The organism is Gluconobacter sp. OJB, assembly GCF_039638275.1.
Lineage (GTDB): Bacteria > Pseudomonadota > Alphaproteobacteria > Acetobacterales > Acetobacteraceae > Gluconobacter > Gluconobacter cerevisiae.
In genome coordinates this window covers 2,065,961-2,084,044 of sequence record NZ_JBDIWH010000001.1, presented here as the reverse complement: position 1 = coordinate 2,084,044, position 18,084 = coordinate 2,065,961, and the positions used below count along the sequence as shown (strand labels likewise).

The 18,084-nt window shown below is 47.7% G+C and carries 13 protein-coding genes and 2 pseudogenes; 3 read left to right on the top strand and 12 right to left on the bottom strand.

From position 1 onward, the window contains the following. Positions 1-8 precede the first annotated feature (8 nt). From ABDK74_RS09610 to ABDK74_RS09600, 3 genes and pseudogenes are all read left to right on the top strand, one after another. Positions 9-959 (top strand): WcbI family polysaccharide biosynthesis putative acetyltransferase, encoded by a 951-nt coding sequence (locus ABDK74_RS09610; RefSeq protein WP_346003623.1) that lies wholly within the window; start codon positions 9-11, stop codon positions 957-959. A gap of 417 nt (positions 960-1,376) precedes the next feature. Continuing rightward, positions 1,377-1,597, top strand: a pseudogene (locus ABDK74_RS09605) (transposase); the annotation flags it as partial. A 54-nt stretch (positions 1,598-1,651) separates the two neighbouring features. Further along, positions 1,652-2,248, top strand: a pseudogene (locus ABDK74_RS09600) (integrase core domain-containing protein); the annotation flags it as partial. A 21-nt stretch (positions 2,249-2,269) separates the two neighbouring features. On the opposite strand, the gene aspT reads toward ABDK74_RS09600, so the two are convergent. The 12 genes from aspT to ABDK74_RS09540 form a co-directional block, all read right to left on the bottom strand. Then, positions 2,270-3,961, bottom strand: a complete 1,692-nt coding sequence (aspT, locus tag ABDK74_RS09595; protein WP_346003622.1) for an aspartate-alanine antiporter — start codon at positions 3,959-3,961, stop codon at positions 2,270-2,272. A gap of 62 nt (positions 3,962-4,023) precedes the next feature. Further along, a complete protein-coding gene (locus ABDK74_RS09590; RefSeq protein WP_346003621.1) occupies positions 4,024-6,804 on the bottom strand; it encodes an ornithine decarboxylase in 2,781 nt (926 codons plus the stop codon). A gap of 122 nt (positions 6,805-6,926) precedes the next feature. Then, on the bottom strand, positions 6,927-8,384 hold the full coding sequence (locus tag ABDK74_RS09585; protein WP_346003620.1) for a carbohydrate porin: 1,458 nt from the start codon (positions 8,382-8,384) through the stop codon (positions 6,927-6,929). Continuing rightward, positions 8,381-8,878 (bottom strand): heme-binding protein, encoded by a 498-nt coding sequence (locus ABDK74_RS09580; protein WP_346003619.1) that lies wholly within the window; start codon positions 8,876-8,878, stop codon positions 8,381-8,383. The genes ABDK74_RS09585 and ABDK74_RS09580 overlap by 4 nt, the downstream gene beginning before the upstream one ends. Before the next feature lie 17 nt (positions 8,879-8,895). Then, positions 8,896-10,530 carry a GMC family oxidoreductase gene (locus ABDK74_RS09575; protein WP_346004200.1) on the bottom strand — a complete coding sequence of 545 codons (1,635 nt, stop codon included), beginning with the start codon at positions 10,528-10,530 and terminating at the stop codon, positions 8,896-8,898. A 20-nt stretch (positions 10,531-10,550) separates the two neighbouring features. Continuing rightward, entirely contained in the window at positions 10,551-11,978 is a 1,428-nt protein-coding gene (locus ABDK74_RS09570; protein WP_346003618.1) for a cytochrome c, read from the bottom strand. Between the two features lie 52 nt (positions 11,979-12,030). Then, the gene (locus ABDK74_RS09565; protein WP_346003617.1) at positions 12,031-12,582 is read right to left on the bottom strand and encodes a sorbitol dehydrogenase family protein; all 552 of its coding nucleotides are present in this window, start codon (positions 12,580-12,582) and stop codon (positions 12,031-12,033) included. A 1,144-nt stretch (positions 12,583-13,726) separates the two neighbouring features. Beyond that, positions 13,727-14,719, bottom strand: coding sequence for a flagellar basal body P-ring formation chaperone FlgA (gene flgA / locus ABDK74_RS09560; RefSeq protein WP_346003616.1), 993 nt, complete (start codon positions 14,717-14,719; stop codon positions 13,727-13,729). Positions 14,720-14,722: 3 nt separating this feature from the next. Further along, positions 14,723-15,514: a flagellar basal-body rod protein FlgG gene (gene flgG / locus ABDK74_RS09555; RefSeq protein WP_099285993.1), complete on the bottom strand. Its 792-nt coding sequence runs from the start codon at positions 15,512-15,514 to the stop codon at positions 14,723-14,725. Positions 15,515-15,547: 33 nt separating this feature from the next. Next, positions 15,548-16,288 (bottom strand): flagellar basal-body rod protein FlgF, encoded by a 741-nt coding sequence (flgF, locus tag ABDK74_RS09550; protein WP_194255505.1) that lies wholly within the window; start codon positions 16,286-16,288, stop codon positions 15,548-15,550. Between the two features lie 82 nt (positions 16,289-16,370). Beyond that, on the bottom strand, positions 16,371-17,552 hold the full coding sequence (locus ABDK74_RS09545) for a GNAT family N-acetyltransferase (RefSeq protein ID WP_346003615.1): 1,182 nt from the start codon (positions 17,550-17,552) through the stop codon (positions 16,371-16,373). Positions 17,553-17,567: 15 nt separating this feature from the next. After that, complete coding sequence (locus tag ABDK74_RS09540) at positions 17,568-18,035, bottom strand: RidA family protein (protein ID WP_346003614.1); 468 nt, start codon at positions 18,033-18,035, stop codon at positions 17,568-17,570. Positions 18,036-18,084: the final 49 nt, after the last annotated feature.

Sequence of the window (18,084 nt, the reverse complement as noted above, 5' to 3'; positions counted from 1 at the left end):
TTGTATCCATGACATGTCGCATAGGTTTTTTAGGGAACTGTCAGGTACAATCCTACAGTGCTTTAACGCCCCTTATGGTCGCCGGGGCTGAAGTTGTAGCTCTGGATTATTCACGACCCGAAACCCGTGAAGAGGCTGTTCGTGAGCGGTTTGTTGAGCAGTTGGAAGACTGTGATTATATTTTTACCCAAACAGCGTCTTTTTCGATCACAAACGAAACAACTCTGCGTGAACGTTTTGGTTCGAAAGTCAAAACTATTGCAAATTTCTATTTCCGAGGGCTTTTTCCCGATAGCTGTATGATAGGCAGCTTTGGAAATCGTCTGGATAAACCTACGGCTATTAACAGCATTGTTATTTTGGATGCCTTCCTACGGGGAGAAAGCGAAGAAAATGCTGCTCGTTGTTTTAACAGGGAAAACTATAATCGACTTGGTCTCGTGCAAGCATGGGAGAACAGTATGGCGGAAATGTTTCGCCGCGAAGGGAGCAATAGCGTCGATGTTCCAGGTGCGGCCCTCATGGAGCAGGCCTGTTTGCGCTACCCAGCATTCATTACAATGAATCACCCTTCTCTCTCCTTAATGTCAGAATATCTTGAGAAAGTTTTTCTACATGCTGGTGTGATCTACAGAAGTATCAACCCTGTTATTATTGAAGATCCCCTAGAAGAGCATGATACAACACCGATCGATAATCTGATGGCCGAAATGCGGAACCTCCCCTATCGTGGGTCGGGCTACTGGCGCATCAATTCGTTGGGGCGTAGATTTGTAAATCGTGCTGATTTGATTTCGCAGTTTTATGATACGTATAAAAATACATCACGCAAAAATCTTGTTGTCCACTCCCCAAGTGATTTGACCCAATATTATTCTACCGAAAGTAATCTACGTTTCTTGATAGATCCAGATGCGCCGGTTATCCAGCCTCCTATGAGGGCCAGTCTGAGACGGTGACTTTTATAATTCCGTATCTTTATTGTTGAATGACTCTGTGCACAATTCACAGAGGTGGACCCCATGGTTCGGACAGTTTTTCAGGCTTGATAAGTTACATCAGGTTGCTCTCATGCAACTATTTTGACGGCGTTGTTGTTGGCCACTTTGGTTCGGGATTAACCTTAAACAGGTGAAGTCAGCACGTCGTGACCCGGTCACGACACGAATACGCGAGTTTACTACTAAATTTGTCAACGCGGCTTAGTCAATGGCAGATTATGATCGTATGAATTTCATTCATCGTCTGCACGATTTTTTTTGATAGGAGGCAATGGATAGATAATAGGCGCTATGAAATCGAGGCTCGGGACCTGTTGATTCGTTGAGTTAAGCGGTGTGTTGTGATTCACAGATTTACCGATAAAGGGTAGGCCTGTGAGTGAGTTATTTTTACTTTCTGAACGCCAGATGGAACGGATCAAGCCGTTTTCCCGTTGGCGCATGGGGTTCACGTGTGGACAACCGACGTGTTCTGAGCGGAATCGTTTACGTGATCTGCAACGCTCTTCAGTGGGAAGACGTCCCGAAAGCGTATGCCCCTCCCCCCTCACAAAACTTTATATAATCGTTTCATTCGCTGGAGCCGCCTAGTTGTTTAGTCCCTGAGTTTGATGGTGCATTCTTCTCGCCGGAATGGAAGGAAGCACTATGGGCCACGTTCACCGTCCTCGCCCGTGCTGTCAATCGAGGAAGAAGCCGTCATCGTGGTGTTCCGTGGGCACACACTGCTGTCACTGGACGATTGCCTTTACGCATTGCAGGCGACGATCCCGCATTTGACCTGGTCGTCACTGCATCGGGAGGCTGGCAAAATGATTGCCGCGCAATTCCTGCGCAATCTGATCGAAGCCGTTCCTTATATCATCCATACGACTCTGACCGACAACGGCATCCAGTTTACCAACTAGGCGCGTCACCAATACGCTTTTCACCACATCTTCGATCGGGTCTGTGACGAGAACGGGATCGAACATCGTCTGACGAAACCCAATCATCCATGGACGAACGGTCAGATTGAGCGGATGAACCGGACAATCATGGAAGCAACCGTCAAACGCTTCCATGATGACAGCCATGAGCAGTTGAAGATCCACCTCAACGACTTCATGGCAGCCTACATCTTCGGGAGAAGGCTCAAAACGGTGAGTGGACTCACGCCTTACGAATATGTCTGCAAAATATGGACTTCAGAGCCAGAAAGATTCATCAGAAACCTAAACCATCAAACCCCGGGACCAAACAATTAAGAAGAAAAATTAAATTATAATCTATCTAGAAAGTAAAATAACAATAACCAACCCCCACATAGTTAGCAATGTATTACTTACAGCATAAGGAACAGTATATCCCAACATCGGAACGTTACTTTTAGCTACATCTGCCACCATAGCAACAGACGCTGTACTTGTCCTCGCTCCTCCACAACAACCGAGATTTATAGCTGGATCAAATCGAAAAATATATTTCCCTATCAGAGGAGCAAGAAGCATTGGTACTGCGCTAGCAAAAAGCCCCCATAAAAATACGCTTACGCCTGCTTCATGAAGACCTTTAATAAAGGTTGGACCGGCTGAAATTCCAACCACAGCAATAAATATATTAAGACCTACCGTGTTCATGAACCATACTGTAGAGTTTGGTATATTCCCAATCTTAGGTGTAACACTCCGAAGCCATCCTAAGACAAGGCCAGCAATCAAAGCTCCTCCAGAAGCAGAAACCGTAATGGGCACTCCTGCTATAGGAAGAATAATTGACCCAAATAATCCACCAATAAATATCCCACAACCAACTAAAACTATACTTGTTATTTCCGTTGGCCGATCCGCATATCCAACCTCATTAAGTAATTTATCTATATTCCTTCTGGTTCCAGTAACATTTACAATATCACCTCGGAATATATCCGTTTCCGACAACAAAGGCACTTCAACACCCATAGACCCCCTATGAATGCTATTTATATATATGCCGTGAGAATAATCAGATTCAGCCAAGTTTCCTAAACGCTGACCATTTAATTTTTTGTTTGTAATTACAACATTTACTGTTTCAATAGGGATATTTATTAACTCCCTATCGGAAACCTCTTCAGCATGATTTGACCAATATACCAAAGCATCATGTGACCCTGATACCGCAACGCAGTCTCCCACCTCTAATACAGTATTTTCATCGAAAGATATTATTTTTCCATCACGGCGAATATTTTCTAAGAAAATTCTATCTTGTGCCGACTTTTCTGCAGCAAAAACACTTTTGCCAGCAAATTTTCCTATAGTTTTCAAACGATACGCACGCATAATATGTTGATGCCAGCCCGTCTCATAATTTTCATTAACAGGCTTGATATTCATTTCACGTTCATATCGCTGACACTCTTCTTCCAAATTAATTCTAAGAATCTTAGGCCCTAGAAATGCTAATATCCAACCTGTACCAACAGTCCCAAACAAATAAGTTACAGCATATGCAACAGGTATAGCATTTAATTGTTCTTGAATTTGTTCGGCTGAAAGAGCGCTACGATTAATTGCATCCGTTGCCAGACCTATGGATGCCGAAATTGTCTGGGATCCTGCCAACAAACCTTCTGCCATACCCGGCCCATACCCGGAAAAAACTGCCGCGATATAGACACAAACCAAACATAGAGAGGCAATAACAACTGCGAATATTGCTTGAGGTAAGCCATTATTCGCGATTCCTCGAACAAATTGTGGACCAACACCAAAACCAACAGCAAATAAGAACATAATGAAAAATACTGATTTTATTTGCGGTGATATCGTGATGCCTAGTTGTCCAATTAATACCCCAGCAAGCAATGTTCCCGTTACGGCTCCAAGGCTAAAACTTCCAAATTTTCGGGAACCGACCCAGAAGCCAATAGCCAAAGCCAAAAAGATAGCCAGCTCGGGTGATGAGCGTAGAGTTTCTGCAATCCAATGAAAAATCATTCTGAAATGTACCTTCTTTCATAAAATGCGTTTAGGAAAATTAAATGTAGGTCCGATTAAATCTATTTTTTATTCAATATTTTTAAACCTAAATCTCTATCAAATCCGTGTATTTCCTTCACATCTAATTTTCTCATAAACCCAACAATTTCTTGAGTTATAACTTGTCCAGGAACCATTATTGGAAATCCTGGAGGATACGGGATAACAAAATTAGCTGATACGAGAATAGGACCTGACTTTAGTCGTTCATCAATTTCAGCACTATTCAACAGGAGGTATTCACACTCCGCTTCATTATAAGCATCGTAAAATGCGCGGCGGATATCCCCGTGAAGTGTGTCGGATTTCGGATTATTACGGTAGCAATCATCAAATCTGCTGAAATTTGGCAATTCTGGAAGATCAAATATTAATTCTTTAACAGAATTTTGAAATTTTTTCTGATATTCCTCTCCACCATCATTATATTTATTCTCAATATCTATTGAAATTTCATTTAAAACACTTAAAAGAATCGCAATATCACTTCTATTATTATTTATATTTGACTGGAGAAGTACACTATTTCTTGAGGTTTTATTAAGTTGTATATTGAATTTGCTTGCCAGTATATTTTTGAATGTAGTCCCATCAAAACCAGCATTTCCACAAAATAACGTCATACGACTAGGATCAATAATGAATTCGTCATCTTTTATTGCTTCAATAGCTTTATGCCAATCAACGTTTGGATCATTATACTCAGAAAGACCTGATTCCCTAAATTCTTCAGGAATCATTTCTGAATTATTTAACACCCTAAAATATTTAGAAATTACAGGATGATTGTTTATCTGCTTCCGAATTTCGAGTGAAACCCTCATCGCATTAGCAACAAGACCATATCCCTCTAGCTGCATCTGACGTCGTGCAACATCCAAAGAAGCTATGATTTGTAAATTCGGACTAGTTGACGCATGAGTAAAGATAGCTTCATGAAACTGCGCTTCGACATGCTGGAATTTGACATCTTTCACTAAAACAATCGACCCTTGGCGCAAAGCCGACATGGATTTGTGTAAGGAGTTAGTTTGATAAACGCGGATGCTCACCGCACGTGGATCAGGTACCAGCCGCGTTTCAAGCAGTATCTCATCGCTTGGATTTCCACCAAGTAGCTTCTGCTGATCTTCCCAGGCGGCCAACGCTTCGGGTTGAGTTAAAGCTTCGCTGATAGCCGCAGCGGCCCCCATAGCAGTACGTTGGCGTAGTAGAGGCGACCAATGGGCAAAACCAAACCAAGCCTCATCCCATAGGAAAATCAAATCTGGTTTAATTGCCAGACACTCCTCCATAACGCGACGTACATCATAAACATGCCCATCAAATGTACAGTTCGTCAAATCGACCATTTTTACACGATCAAGTTCGCCTTGGCCCCTTAATTTTAATAGGCTTTGTTTAATCGTCTTGAGAGGAACACCTCCATACATAGAATATTCTACAAGGGGAAAAGCCTCGACATAATAAGGCTGAGCTCCAGACAAAACACATCCATAATGGTGTGATTTATGACAGTTTCTATCTAAAATAACGATATCCCCAGGCACTAAAAGTGCTTGCAGGACCATTTTATTACTTGTAGATGTTCCATTTGTTACGAAAAATGCTCGATCAGCTCCAAAGGCCTTAGCGGCCATATCTTGGGCATCTTTTATATTACCCGTAGGCTCTAACAAGCTATCCAAACCACCAGTTGTCGCAGAGCTTTCCGCAAGAAATAGGTTTGGTCCGTAGAATTCGCCCATATCACTAATCCAATTGGAAGTGAAAACAGACTTGCCGCGCGCAATCGGCAGCGCATGAAAAGTTGCTATTGGTCTTTCTGCGTATCGCTTAAGATTATCGAAAAAAGGAGTTTTATACCGACAGTGAATTGCCTCCATAATAGAAAGATGAATTTCTAAAGGTTCTTCCATCTGGTAGAAAATACGATTAAAAATAAGGCTTTCTTTTTTTCCAGAAAAATCCTCAACATTTTGATCACTTAATAGAAAAATATCCAGTTCTGGTCGAATCTTCTTTATCGCCTGAGCCAATCCCAGAGACAAGCATTCATCTTCTTCTATATAAGAAAAATCTATTATTTCCTTAAATACTTTTAAAAAACCGTCTTGATTGTTGTGACCTTTTTCAAACCCTTCATATAAAACAACTGAACCAATATCAGAATTCAACAAAATTCCCTTAAGAGCATCTGCAGCAGTTCCAACAACTATAGTTTCATAAATAAATTCATCTTCAGGACGCCGCACACCCCGTGTCTCTTCTTTGATATGCTCCCAACGTGAACGCGCATGTGGGACAACACTTAAAACTTCAAAATACGGCTTTGTCTTTATACGCGATATGGCTTGCGGTAACCTGTTGAGAGGCTCGTCTTCATAGTTTTCAGTATCCCAAACAGAAATATCTCGATGGAATTTTTTTGAAATTATATTTGTGGAAATTCGCTGTGAAAGCCGCAAAAATGCTTTTGCATCATTTTCCTGCAGATAGTCATTTAAGCGACTTAAAGAAACCGATCCAGGATAAGCAAAATAAAAATCTATCTCTTCAAGATTCTTTAACGAAACCAACAGCTGTTCTTTAATTAATGGATTTTTTGTTTTTTCCCATTTTCTGGCTAGATAAAGAACAGCCATCCAACGATCGGCACGCAATTCAGGAGTAGCTAATGCGCTACTAATCATTGAATGAGAATTCTGATGTTCAGACATATCAATAGCCATGAAAATATTTCCCTTTTTGCCCATAACGTTGAATGACTCATAAAAGTTCCACCCAAATCCAATCAACATTCAGGTTTTTCAATAATTCAGATTAATAATTCATTGTTTTCTAAATCGAATCGCAGACTCTTAAATAGGAATAAAGCGGTACAAAATGCGGATTTCTAATAAATTATAGAAATTGATTATCTCTAAAAATTGGATGTTAACTGCCCTCCAATAACCGCTGCATCTTTAAATGTCGTAGTAGCCCCTGGGCGTTGGAGATACTGAAAATCGGCTTGTAAAGTCGTGCCACGCATAATGTGGGTGCTGTAAAATGCCTCATAAACATTTTCCCAGTGCTGTACCCCATAAACAGGGCCCCACTGATTATCCAGATAAGGAAGACCAAGAGTTCGTGAGGATTCCTGCTGAAGCATAACTGTATGGCTCATATCCATATGTTGAAACATGACACCTGCCTGATCGCCACTTCGATGCCACGGCGTTCCACTCTCAACGACGCCTATCCACTCATGATCACGCATGGCAACAAGATTGCCCTGAGCATATCCGACCCCTCCCAACAGGATCAGACCATCTGTAATACCCGGTCCGTTACGCACAATCATCTGATCAAACATGAACCAGGCAGATGTCATTCCAGCTTCATAGCGACGCTCTAGACCCGTAGCCTGAAACGAATTTCCATTAATATCTTCGTAGAGATTAGGATAACGCGAATTGTCATACCAAGCACCGATTTTGTAATTTCCTCGGAGCTTGTTTTTACCAAAAGACGGCATCCAGCCGATTTCAATTTGCGACGAGATCTTACCCAGACCGCTTTGAGCCATAGCCCACCCGGAAATTCCACCATTATAACTATGGGGAGAAACCGCGAAAACGCCCCCCATAATGTAAGTCTCTTCTGTCGGGCGCAGACGCAATACGCCACCCAGATTTCCTGAGGGCCAGTCTCGGCCGCCTGGGACATATTTCCCGGGAGCAAAATTACTGCAAACCGAGACATTCATAAAAGAGCAGGCAACATAATCAAAAGCAAAAAAACTTCCTGTTGGAATATCTCCAAGTGACAGGATGATACGATCATTCAAAAAGGATTTATCCATGTACATTGAAACAAGATGAGCAACGACATTACCACGCGCACCATATATTTGTTCCGGATTCGTTACAGAATCCCCTAATGTATGACTAAAACTCCGTCCATGACCGTTAATCACGAGAAGATGTGTCCAGAGCCCCTTGATACCCGCAAGTTGTTGCCAGTCCACATCCAATTCTGCAGCGACCTGACCAGCCAGAACGTTGTCTCGTGTGCGCCCACCAGTAACATTCCCCATATATTCTTCGTTAAGAGCGACATTCAGATACAGCCCGCGTTTGGTAAGCCATGTCTGTGCACCGCCCCAGTCTCCGAAAAGATGAGGATTTCCATAGAGAGACGGAACCAATGGTCCCACCGTAAACGTGCCGACACCTTCCATGGCAAAAGCACGGGATTTATAGGATTCGGGTGTCGACAGGTTCTGAGACGTTTCGCTCTGTGCGAACGCATAACGGCCGGGGCCAATAATCCCGAAAACCGCACACAGGAAAAAGACCGTCAGTTTTTTCCTGTGAATATGACGGCGAATTTTCATTCAGAGCTCTTTGCCTTAGAGGGCTTCAGGAACGTGCTGACAGCGGCCTGGGCAAGGCGAGCATCGGTATCGCCTTCACCCCCACTGAGCCCAAGGGCTCCTACAAGCTCATTGTTCACCATAATCGGATATCCCCCCCCTGCAGGCAAAGCATTGGGAAGAGTACTGATCATATAATTCCCACTGTTCAGAGCATGTTCCATCTCGACCGTCGGGCGCGCGAACGAAAGAGAGGTCTTGGCTTTACGGATCGCCAGTTCGATACTTCCAAGTTGTGTGCCGTCCATCTTCTGAAACGCCACAAGATTTCCCCCCGCATCCACGATAGCAATAGCGACACGGTTATGACTGGCCGTAGCCAATTTTTTGGCCTGCTCAATAAGAATATTTGATGTTTCTAAGTTCACGGCTAAATCCTTTGCTGAAGCAAATCCTGTCAGCCCCGCTGATGCAATGAGAATACTGAGGATTGCGCCAATGCTCTGGCGTCCCATTCTTTTAATCAAAATACTTATCCCTGTTTCAGATCGTTGAGGATGGCATCTGCCGCACGCAATGACAGCGCAGCCATTGTTAACGTTGAGTTGACCGTCCCAGACGCAGCCATTGCGGCACCTGTTGCAAGGAACAGATTGGCGTGGTCATGGGTGCGCAACCATTGGTCGACAACTGAATCACGTGGGTCCTTCCCCATGATCGTACCGCCCGTAATATGGTTATTCGGCGTGAAGTAGGGAGTCATCTCGATCTCGGTTCCGCCCATTGCTTTGGCAATATCCATGAGACGTTGCCGCGAAATAGCAGCCGATTTACGAACATATTCCCCCACATCATACGTCACTTCAGGATGAGGGATGCCGAGAGCATCTTTATGATCCTTGGAAAGCACAAGACGGTTATTAGGATCTGGAAGGACTTCATGGTTGGCATAAATATCCACGCCATGGGCTGTGCGTCGCCGGATTTCTTCGTCCAGTTTCCGACCAACCAACCCCATGGACAGCGCCTTCATTCCGGCACGAGAATTCTGAGCCGTATTATTATATCCGATCTGTGTGGCAGCATAATCCGAACGAAAATCGCCATCACGAAAGTTGGTAATAGAACTCATCTGGACTGAACCTCCACCAGCCCAGATAGGCTCTGCTGACTGAAAACTCATGCCAATACCTGGATGGTCCATCATGTTTCTACCAACAAGATCGGAAGAGTTGGCAATACCGTTAGGATTTCGGTCGTTGGCAGCAAGAAGCAGCAATTTTGGAGTTTCAATCCCATTTGCAGCAATCACGAACGTTTTTGCGACAACGCGGTGAGATTGCTTGTCAGGATCATAGAATCGGATGGCTGTAATCCTGTTTTTTGCATCCGTTTCCATCGCATAGACGACAGCATTGGGGATAATTTTTGTCCCCAGCTTCTCTGCTTTTATTGCTGCATATACGCCGTTGTACATTGCACCAATCGGGCAAATTGGCATGCAGTTGTTATTCCCACAGCATTGCGGCCGACCATCATAAGGCCGACTATTACGCGCCTGTGGGACGGGAGTATTCGACAGGCCAAGTTTGCTGACAATCTTCGTGAAAGTGCGATCTCCGTATCCGTAAGGCATGGAAGTCATCGGCCATGGATTTTTACGAGGAGCAGAAGGCGTAATCTCTTCGCCATTTGGTCCCATCACACCCATTTCGCACTCAGCTTCGTAATAATAGGGCTCAAGCTCGTCATAGCTCATGGCGTAATCACGTCCGACACCATAAGTGGAATGCAACTTGAAATCGTTCGGAAGATACCGCCAGCTTGAAGCAGCCCAGTGCCAGGTCGTACCGCCGACACCCTTGATAATTCCCTGCTTATAAGCGGTCCGATCAGGACCTTTGACAATCAGGTAATTGTTATCCGGAAAATAATTGGTATGCGGTGCCCACGGTACGCTTGGATAAGGCGTTGCATAATCATACTGGGACTTGTTGTCAGGCGGCATATTCCGCCAATTCTCTAAGATCTGTGCGCGATCACGACGAGGACCTGCATCCAGCAGAAGAACAGAAAGCCCGTTCCGAACAAGTTTGTGAGCGAGTAAAGATCCGCAAATGCCGGCCCCAACGATGACAACATCAGCCGAAAGCGTTTCACTAGACATGGCTTTATCCTTGAATTCTATTAAGCGGAACGCTTTTGGCGACGGCTGATCAACCACCAGAGACCACCTATCACCAAAACAACTCCCAAGACGCCACAAGCCCCGAGAAGGAACATCATTCCTGGATTGGCAAGTTTGGCGATCGGAACCTGTTTTCCACCTGCGCGCACCTGCTTGACGGCATCGACAGAGACTGTGGCCTGCGCATTGCCAAAATGGCTCAGTACGTAATCGGCCACTGCCGCTATTTGTTCATCTGTTAGAGGTTGCACCAAAGAGTCCGGTCCAAAGGCCGGCATTAGAATTTCGTGATCACCCGTTGTGCGATCCACGCCGTAAAGAATACTGGCGATCAGATCGTTCGGATTGAGCTGCCCAGTGGTCGTATTGCCGATAAGGGAGGGGTAATAGCCGTCTGAAGATCCTTTGCCATCAGACTGGTGGCAACTGGAACATACAGCTTCGTAAAGAACCGCCCCATCTGCCGTGTTTGAAAGTGTACTGTTACTACGACGGGCATTGGCGTCACTGACGCTATAACTGGACGGTCGGCCGGTATGTGCAAAATTAGCGATCGTCTGACCCGCTTCTGTTTTTGCTGGGACTGAGCGCAGATACGTAATCATGGCAGAAATATCAGAGTCTGGCAGATATTGCAGACTATGTTCGATTGCCTCTGCCATTGGCCCCGCCGCACGGGCGTGTAGGGTTTTTCCAGTCTTCAGATACTGAAAAAGATCCCGATCCGACCAACCACCAATGCCACTTTGAGGATCATTGGTAATATTTGGCGCACGCCATGATCCTATGTCCGCTCCAGCAAGATAAGCGGACTGATTGGGAGCAAGCAGGAAGTTACGAGGAGTATGGCACTCACCACAATGCGCGAGCTCATCGACCAGATAACGACCACGATTCCAATCATCATTATGGGTGTGATCGAAGACATAAGGTTTGCCTTCAATTCTTGCCGCAATTTTCCAGATACCAAGTGATGCACGGACCGAAAAAGGAAAAGGGAGTTGCGTTCTTGGCGAAGGCGCATCCACGGGTTTTACTTCAGTCATGATGTACACGTAGAGCGATTTGACGTCTTCATCTGTCAGTCGATTATAAGCATCATAAGGCATAGCTGGATAAAGCTGAGCACCATCTGCACGAATGCCGTGCCGGAGCGCCTGAGAAAATTGCTCCAGCGTATAGTTCCCAATACCATAGGTCTTCGACGGAGTAATATTGGTCGAATAAATATTTCCCATTGGCGAAGATATTGCATAACCGCCGGCAAGAAACTGACCAGTCCTCCCATTGGTATGACAGGCCGCACAATCGGCAGCAATTGCCAGATAGTGACCGCGACTGATTGAGGGACGATGAGCAGAAGCGGGTGTCGGATCTGTCGGTTGCGCCAGCACGGACGTACCCGCAAGAAGCGAAACGATTGCCATGGCAGTGCCGGACAGAGGACGAAAATATCGCATAATCACTGGGATAATTTCCTTAGAATGTCGGCATGACATCGACGGATACGGGTTCCGAAACCCAGTAATTTGGTCCGTTATGAGCATATGTCGGAATAACCACGACATCGCGGGACGGTTGATACATCAGGGCAGTTTCGAAGGCATAAACTTTTGCGTTTGTTCCGCCTTCAATAACACCGGAATACCAGCCGCGAATAATCCGAAGAAGCGTAGGGCGTAAAGGGTCTCCTTCAAGGCCCGCATCTAATGCCTCAACATCCTGATAACCGCTTTTAATAATGCGTTCGCGAAGCGCTGTTACCTGAGTTGAGAAATCCCGTATCTGTGCCTCAAATGCCAGAAAGAGTGCTGAGCCAATACCAAGATCCAGATTTTTATGTCCGGTAGCAAAAACTGAAAGCTGCATGAAGTCTGAAATGCCATCACGATTGGATGCCACGATGCTCTGAGCAGATCCTTTTTTTACCCTCCCGGCAACAGCAGCCGTCACGCAGACACTAGAGAGAGCCAAGAGTCGCCTGCGAGAAAGAGCGATTGCAGTAGGACTGGGATCAGATATTTTTTCCAATGGCGCTCTCCTAGGAGACATAGTTCGATATGCGTTTCTTCCTCTTCTAGAATTTTCGACAATAATAGAAATGACTATTTTTTGTTTACAATAACACAATATTGATTTTGTTTTTTATTACTGGTAACGTTTTTGAGATAAATATCATTGCAAAAAGAATTCCAATAAATATTTTGTAATATTCCAATAATTAAATAAAACTATTTTTGTATTTCCATTTAATTATTTATAAATTCTGTTTTTAATCTTATAAATAGATTTCATCTTCAATAATTATAAAATTCCATCGCAAATCATAAAATATTTTATATTGCTTTATAATAACATTACATTATAATAATGAATTTAGAATTCCCTATTTTTATCATTCTTATTCCTCAAAACAGCACAACCTCAAATTTCTCAATAATGACATAAGCAGTTTTCGAACCCCTGAGCCTACCTATTGGCCTGATCTGCCAGTGACCTACCGTGTCGGACAGATTCCTTCTTTCTGGAGTCCACTAACTGCGTTCATTCAATTCAAGGCTTTGATATTCGGGACAGGAAGCACCCGCTTATTTTTAATTTGTATGAATATTATCGACAGTATCCATCGATCTTTAAATAGGATCTTTTTCCAGTCTCTATAATGAGGGCAACGACGTACAGCTTATACTGACTGACAGCCTCGTTACCGGACACGTAAAGCCCCAGACCACCATGATCGATATGACCTATCCCAAAACACCCCACACGCCTTCGGGCTGACGGTTAAAAAAGAGAATTCTGGTTGCCTGATCGAACGCACGAAAAATGGCATCAATACAAAACTGCCTGCCATGACCAAGATGCTTACTTGTTCCGAGATACGTTAGAGAAGAAAGGGATCAGATTTCCCTCCTCAAGAACAGAGATCCCGCAGGGACCCCATTTAAATACGAAAACCAGAAATACAACCGCCATAACCGGATCGAGATTATGTTCGGGATGTTCAAAGGCTGGCGACAAGCTTGTACGCGATACGCTACGATAGATGCCCAACTGTCCTCTTCTCAAGCATCTGCTTTGCTGCAATTATCTCTTCTGGCTAGGAGACCTAATCTTAGTGGAAGGGCTTTCTGGGGACGTAAAATTCAATCAACCAAAACCAGAAACTGCCCCGTCAAAGAGAAGGGAGAGCCGTTGTCTGTTGATGCATTCTGCTATCAGCAGAAAGCGGCATAATGCCCGGAATAACTTCTACTTCCGTCCTGTCCATAACACGTCCCGTCAGAACCATATGGCTGCTGGCATTGTAAACATGCACGGTATCGCCTTTTCCTCCTGCTTCCAGAACGGTTCCAGATACCGTCAGATGAAGGCTCTGACCGGAAAACGTCGCCACAACCGGCGATCCGCGATGCACCAGTTGGGGATGTGCGAGTTCCGAGACACTGAGAACCTGACCGGCTGCAAGCACGCCACGTGCCTCCAGACCAATCGCGTCCTCAGGGTTCTGTAACGCATCATCCGGAATCAAACCGACGCGAACAAACGTCATGGTAACATCGTCCGGCAGGATGGGCTGCCCCAGATGCATGGCATGGCGCAGCGTCACCGCACGCACTTCCATTGTCGCCGTTCCACTGACATTGAAAGCCGTTCCCTGCCCGCCTTTGGTAGAAGGTACCTCAAGCCGTGCCGTAAAATGTTCGCTGCCATGAGGTGGTCGATCAATATGCAAGATAGCGGGTGCGCCCTGATCCGAAACCGGAACCGGTACAGGTTTGAAACCGGTCAATGCTACTTCCACCCGCGCCTCGGACGGCAGTTCCAGCCCTTCACGGACGAGAGGAAGGACATCATCCGCTGTAATCATGCGAGCCGTATGCGTCACGGTCGCGGACACCAATGGTGAGGCATCAGGCCAGTCCACGCCAAACTGAGCGGCAATAGCCGTCAACTGCGGGCCACCAACCACATAACTCGTCCCCAGAGCCGGGGCATCGCCGATATCTGTGTCCTGCCCCTTACCCAGATCGGCAAACAGATCGGACAGACGTACACGCGGGTGGTCGACATTTACATTCGTGCGCAATGTCGCGCCCAATGCGAAAGAAAAATCACCACACCCCGCCAGCAGCAGAATGCTACCCGTCAGTAGGGCACGGTTCATGTTTTAAGCGCCACCCAGATTGGTAACAGTCTTCAACATGTCATCAGACGCGGTAATGACCTTGCTGTTCATCTCATAGGCACGTTGTGCCGTAATAAGATCGGTGATTTCGGTTACGACATTGACGTTCGAGTTCTCGACATAACCCTGCATGATGCTGCCGTAGCCAACAGCTTCAGGGTTACCCATCATGGCATCGCCTGAGGCCGTGGTCTGCGTAAACAGGTTCTGCCCCATCGCAGCCAAACCGTTTTCGTTTGTGAAAATGCCCAGCTGAAGCTGCCCGACGAGCGTCGTATTATTCTGCCCGGCGACCTGCACACTGACCTGACCGGACTGATCGATCGAAATGCTCTGTGCATTGTTGGGGATCGTGATCGTCGGGCTGATGAGATAGCCGTCTGCGGTCACAAGAGAACCATTATTGTCCATCGAGAACGTACCGTCGCGAGTATAGGCAAGCTGCCCCGAGGGAAGCTGGACCTGAAAATAACCGCGCCCCTGAACCGCCATATCCAGGGAGTTGCTGGTCTGCTCAAGGCTGCCCTGATCGTTGATGCGATAAATCGCCGCCGTCTTCACACCAAGGCCCACCTGTGCGCCAGCCGGAATGGTCGTCCCGGTATCGGACGAGCTTGCGCCCACACGACGAAGGTTCTGGTAGATCAGATCCTGAAACTCGGCACGAGAGCGTTTATATCCCGTGGTACTCATATTCGCGATGTTGTTGGAAATGGTTTCCACATTGGTCTGCTGGGCCTGCATGCCCGTTCCGGCGATGTCGAGTGCGCGCATGGAAAATTATCCTTGTCCCGTCAGGGGAAATAATCAGGCCGAGACCTGAACGATCTTGTCGATGGCGTTTTTCTGACGCGTGGCTTCGGCATCCACGAACTGCGCCATGAACTGGAAATTCCGCTGGATTTCCATCATTTTCGTGACTTCGGTCATCATCTGAACGTTGCTGCCTTCCACCATGCCCTGCACGATATTGGGCCGCTCCACAGCGGTTGTGGGCTGATCCGTCCGCAGAAGCCTGCTGCCTTCTGCCTGAAGTTTGTTGTCGTCCTGCGCCGTCACGATGCCGATCTGGCCTTGTTCGCCGGTTTCGGTCGAGATCACACCATCGGCGGAAATAGTGATTCGATGGTCGGTCTGGGGGAGTACGATCGGCTGACCGTCACGGTCCAGCAGGGCATTCCCGCTTGCATCGACGACAGCCCCATCCTGCTGCTCCTCAAAGCGTCCTGCCCGTGTCAGGCGCACACCATTGGCGGTGCGGACCTGGAAATAGCCCTCGCCTCCAAGCGCCAGATCCAGAGGATTGCCGGTGGACTGCATGTCGCCCTGCTGAAAGTCCCGGTATGTCGCACGGTCCTGCGTATAGGATTCTGTATCCGCACCCTCGGCCTGTTTAGAGCCATGCTGATGGGACAGGAAATCACTGAAGAGGACATTTTCGCGTTTGTAGCCCACGGTCGATGCATTCGACATGTTGTCCGCAACCACGGACATTGCGCGCTGCTGGGCGTCCATACGCGAAAGCGCGATATAGGTACTGTTCTCCATGGGCGTTACAGGCTCCGGTCAATCCCGATTTCGGAGCACAGCGTAGCGGTACAAAGCTTTCCCAATCGTTAAACGAACGCCCTTAACCCGACTCGCCATGACGATATGGTGAAAGAGTCAGCAGTTCCGCCGCCTCTGCCTGCAGGGCCGTCCGTTCCTCTTCCACGAAGGCGGCGACTGCCTGCCGCAGACCGGGATCGAGAAGGGCATGGGCCGAATGGGTGAAGCTCGGGAGATACCCGCGCTGAATCTTGTGTTCACCCTGCGCGCCCGCTTCGACGCGGGAGAGGCCGTGTTCGATGGCGAAAACAATCGCGCGGTAATAACACAGCTCGAAATGCAGGAAGGGCCAGTCTCCCTCACAGCCCCAGTTCCGCCCGAACAGCGCATCCGTCCCCATGAGATTCAGGGCACCGGCAACGGCTTTTCCGTCATGATGGGCCATCATCAGAACCACGCGGTCTCCGAGACGCTCGGACAGCATGGGAAAGAAACGCTCCGTTAGATAGGCGCTGCCCCATTTGCGGTCGATCGTGGACTGATAGAATCCGTAGAACGCTTTCCAGTCTTCCGGCGTGATGTCGCTTCCGCGGAGCGTGCTGAAGGTCAGACCACAGGACTGGGCGGCATTGCGTTCCTTACGGATAGACTTACGTTTGCGGGAAGACAGCGCGGCCAGAAAGTCATCGAACGTCGTGTAGCCGTTATTCTGCCAATGATATTGAAGGCCTGTGCGCGGCAGATATCCGGCATCGGTAAAGGCATTCAGCGAAGCCACGTCGCAGAAATTGGCATGTAAAGACGACAGGCCAAGCTGCGCCGTCGCCTGAATAAGTGCGGCCGCGAGGGCCTGCGCCACGGCTTGCGGATCAGGCAGATCGGGACGCAGCAGGAGTCTGGGTCCGGGAACCGGTGAAAACGGAACGGCACAGACGAATTTGGGATAGTAGCGCCCGCCCGCAGCTTCATAGGCGCGGGCCCAGCTTTGATCGAAAACATACTCGCCCCAGGAATGGGATTTTCCATAAAGCGGAGCGAGGGCCGCGATGGTGCCGTCCGGCGCGCGCAAAGCGGCATGACGAACCAGCCAGCCGGAGCGGTCCGCGACGGAACCGCTGTCTTCAAGGGCGGACAGAAAACCGAAAGAGACAAACGGATTGTCCGGTCCCGCACAGACGTCCCAAGCTTCGGCCCCGATCTCGTGGATCGAGGCATGAAGGCTCAGGCTCCAGTCAGGGGACGGCAGGGTCTCCGTTTCTCCCATTCGGTTTCTCCCGTATCAGGCGATTTCGAACATCGCCTCGACCTCGACCGGGGCATTCACGGGCAGGCTCGGCACGCCGATCGTAGAGCGTGCATGACGGCCAGCGTCACCGAACACCTCGACAGCCAGATCGGACGCGCCGTTCATGACGGTGGCGTGGTCGGTGAATTCGGGCGTGCAGGCGATGAAGCCGCCCAGACGCACAACGCGCGTGATGCGGGAAAGATCGCCGTCCAGTGCGGCCTTGGCCTGCGCCAGAACATTGATGAGGCAGGCGCGAGCACAGGCCACACCGGCATGGGCCGAAACTTCGTCACCCAGCTTGCCGGTGATGAGCAGCTTGCCGTCCACCAACGGGAGCTGGCCGGAAACGACAAGCAGGTTTCCCGTCCGTACGGTCGTAACGTAGTTCGCAACCGGAGCAGCTGCGACCGGCAGCGTGATGTCGAGGGCGGCGAGGCGGGATTCGGGGGTCGCGGTCATGGGAAAATCTCCGGTTGGGGCGCCCGGAACGGGCATCTGATAGGCCTAT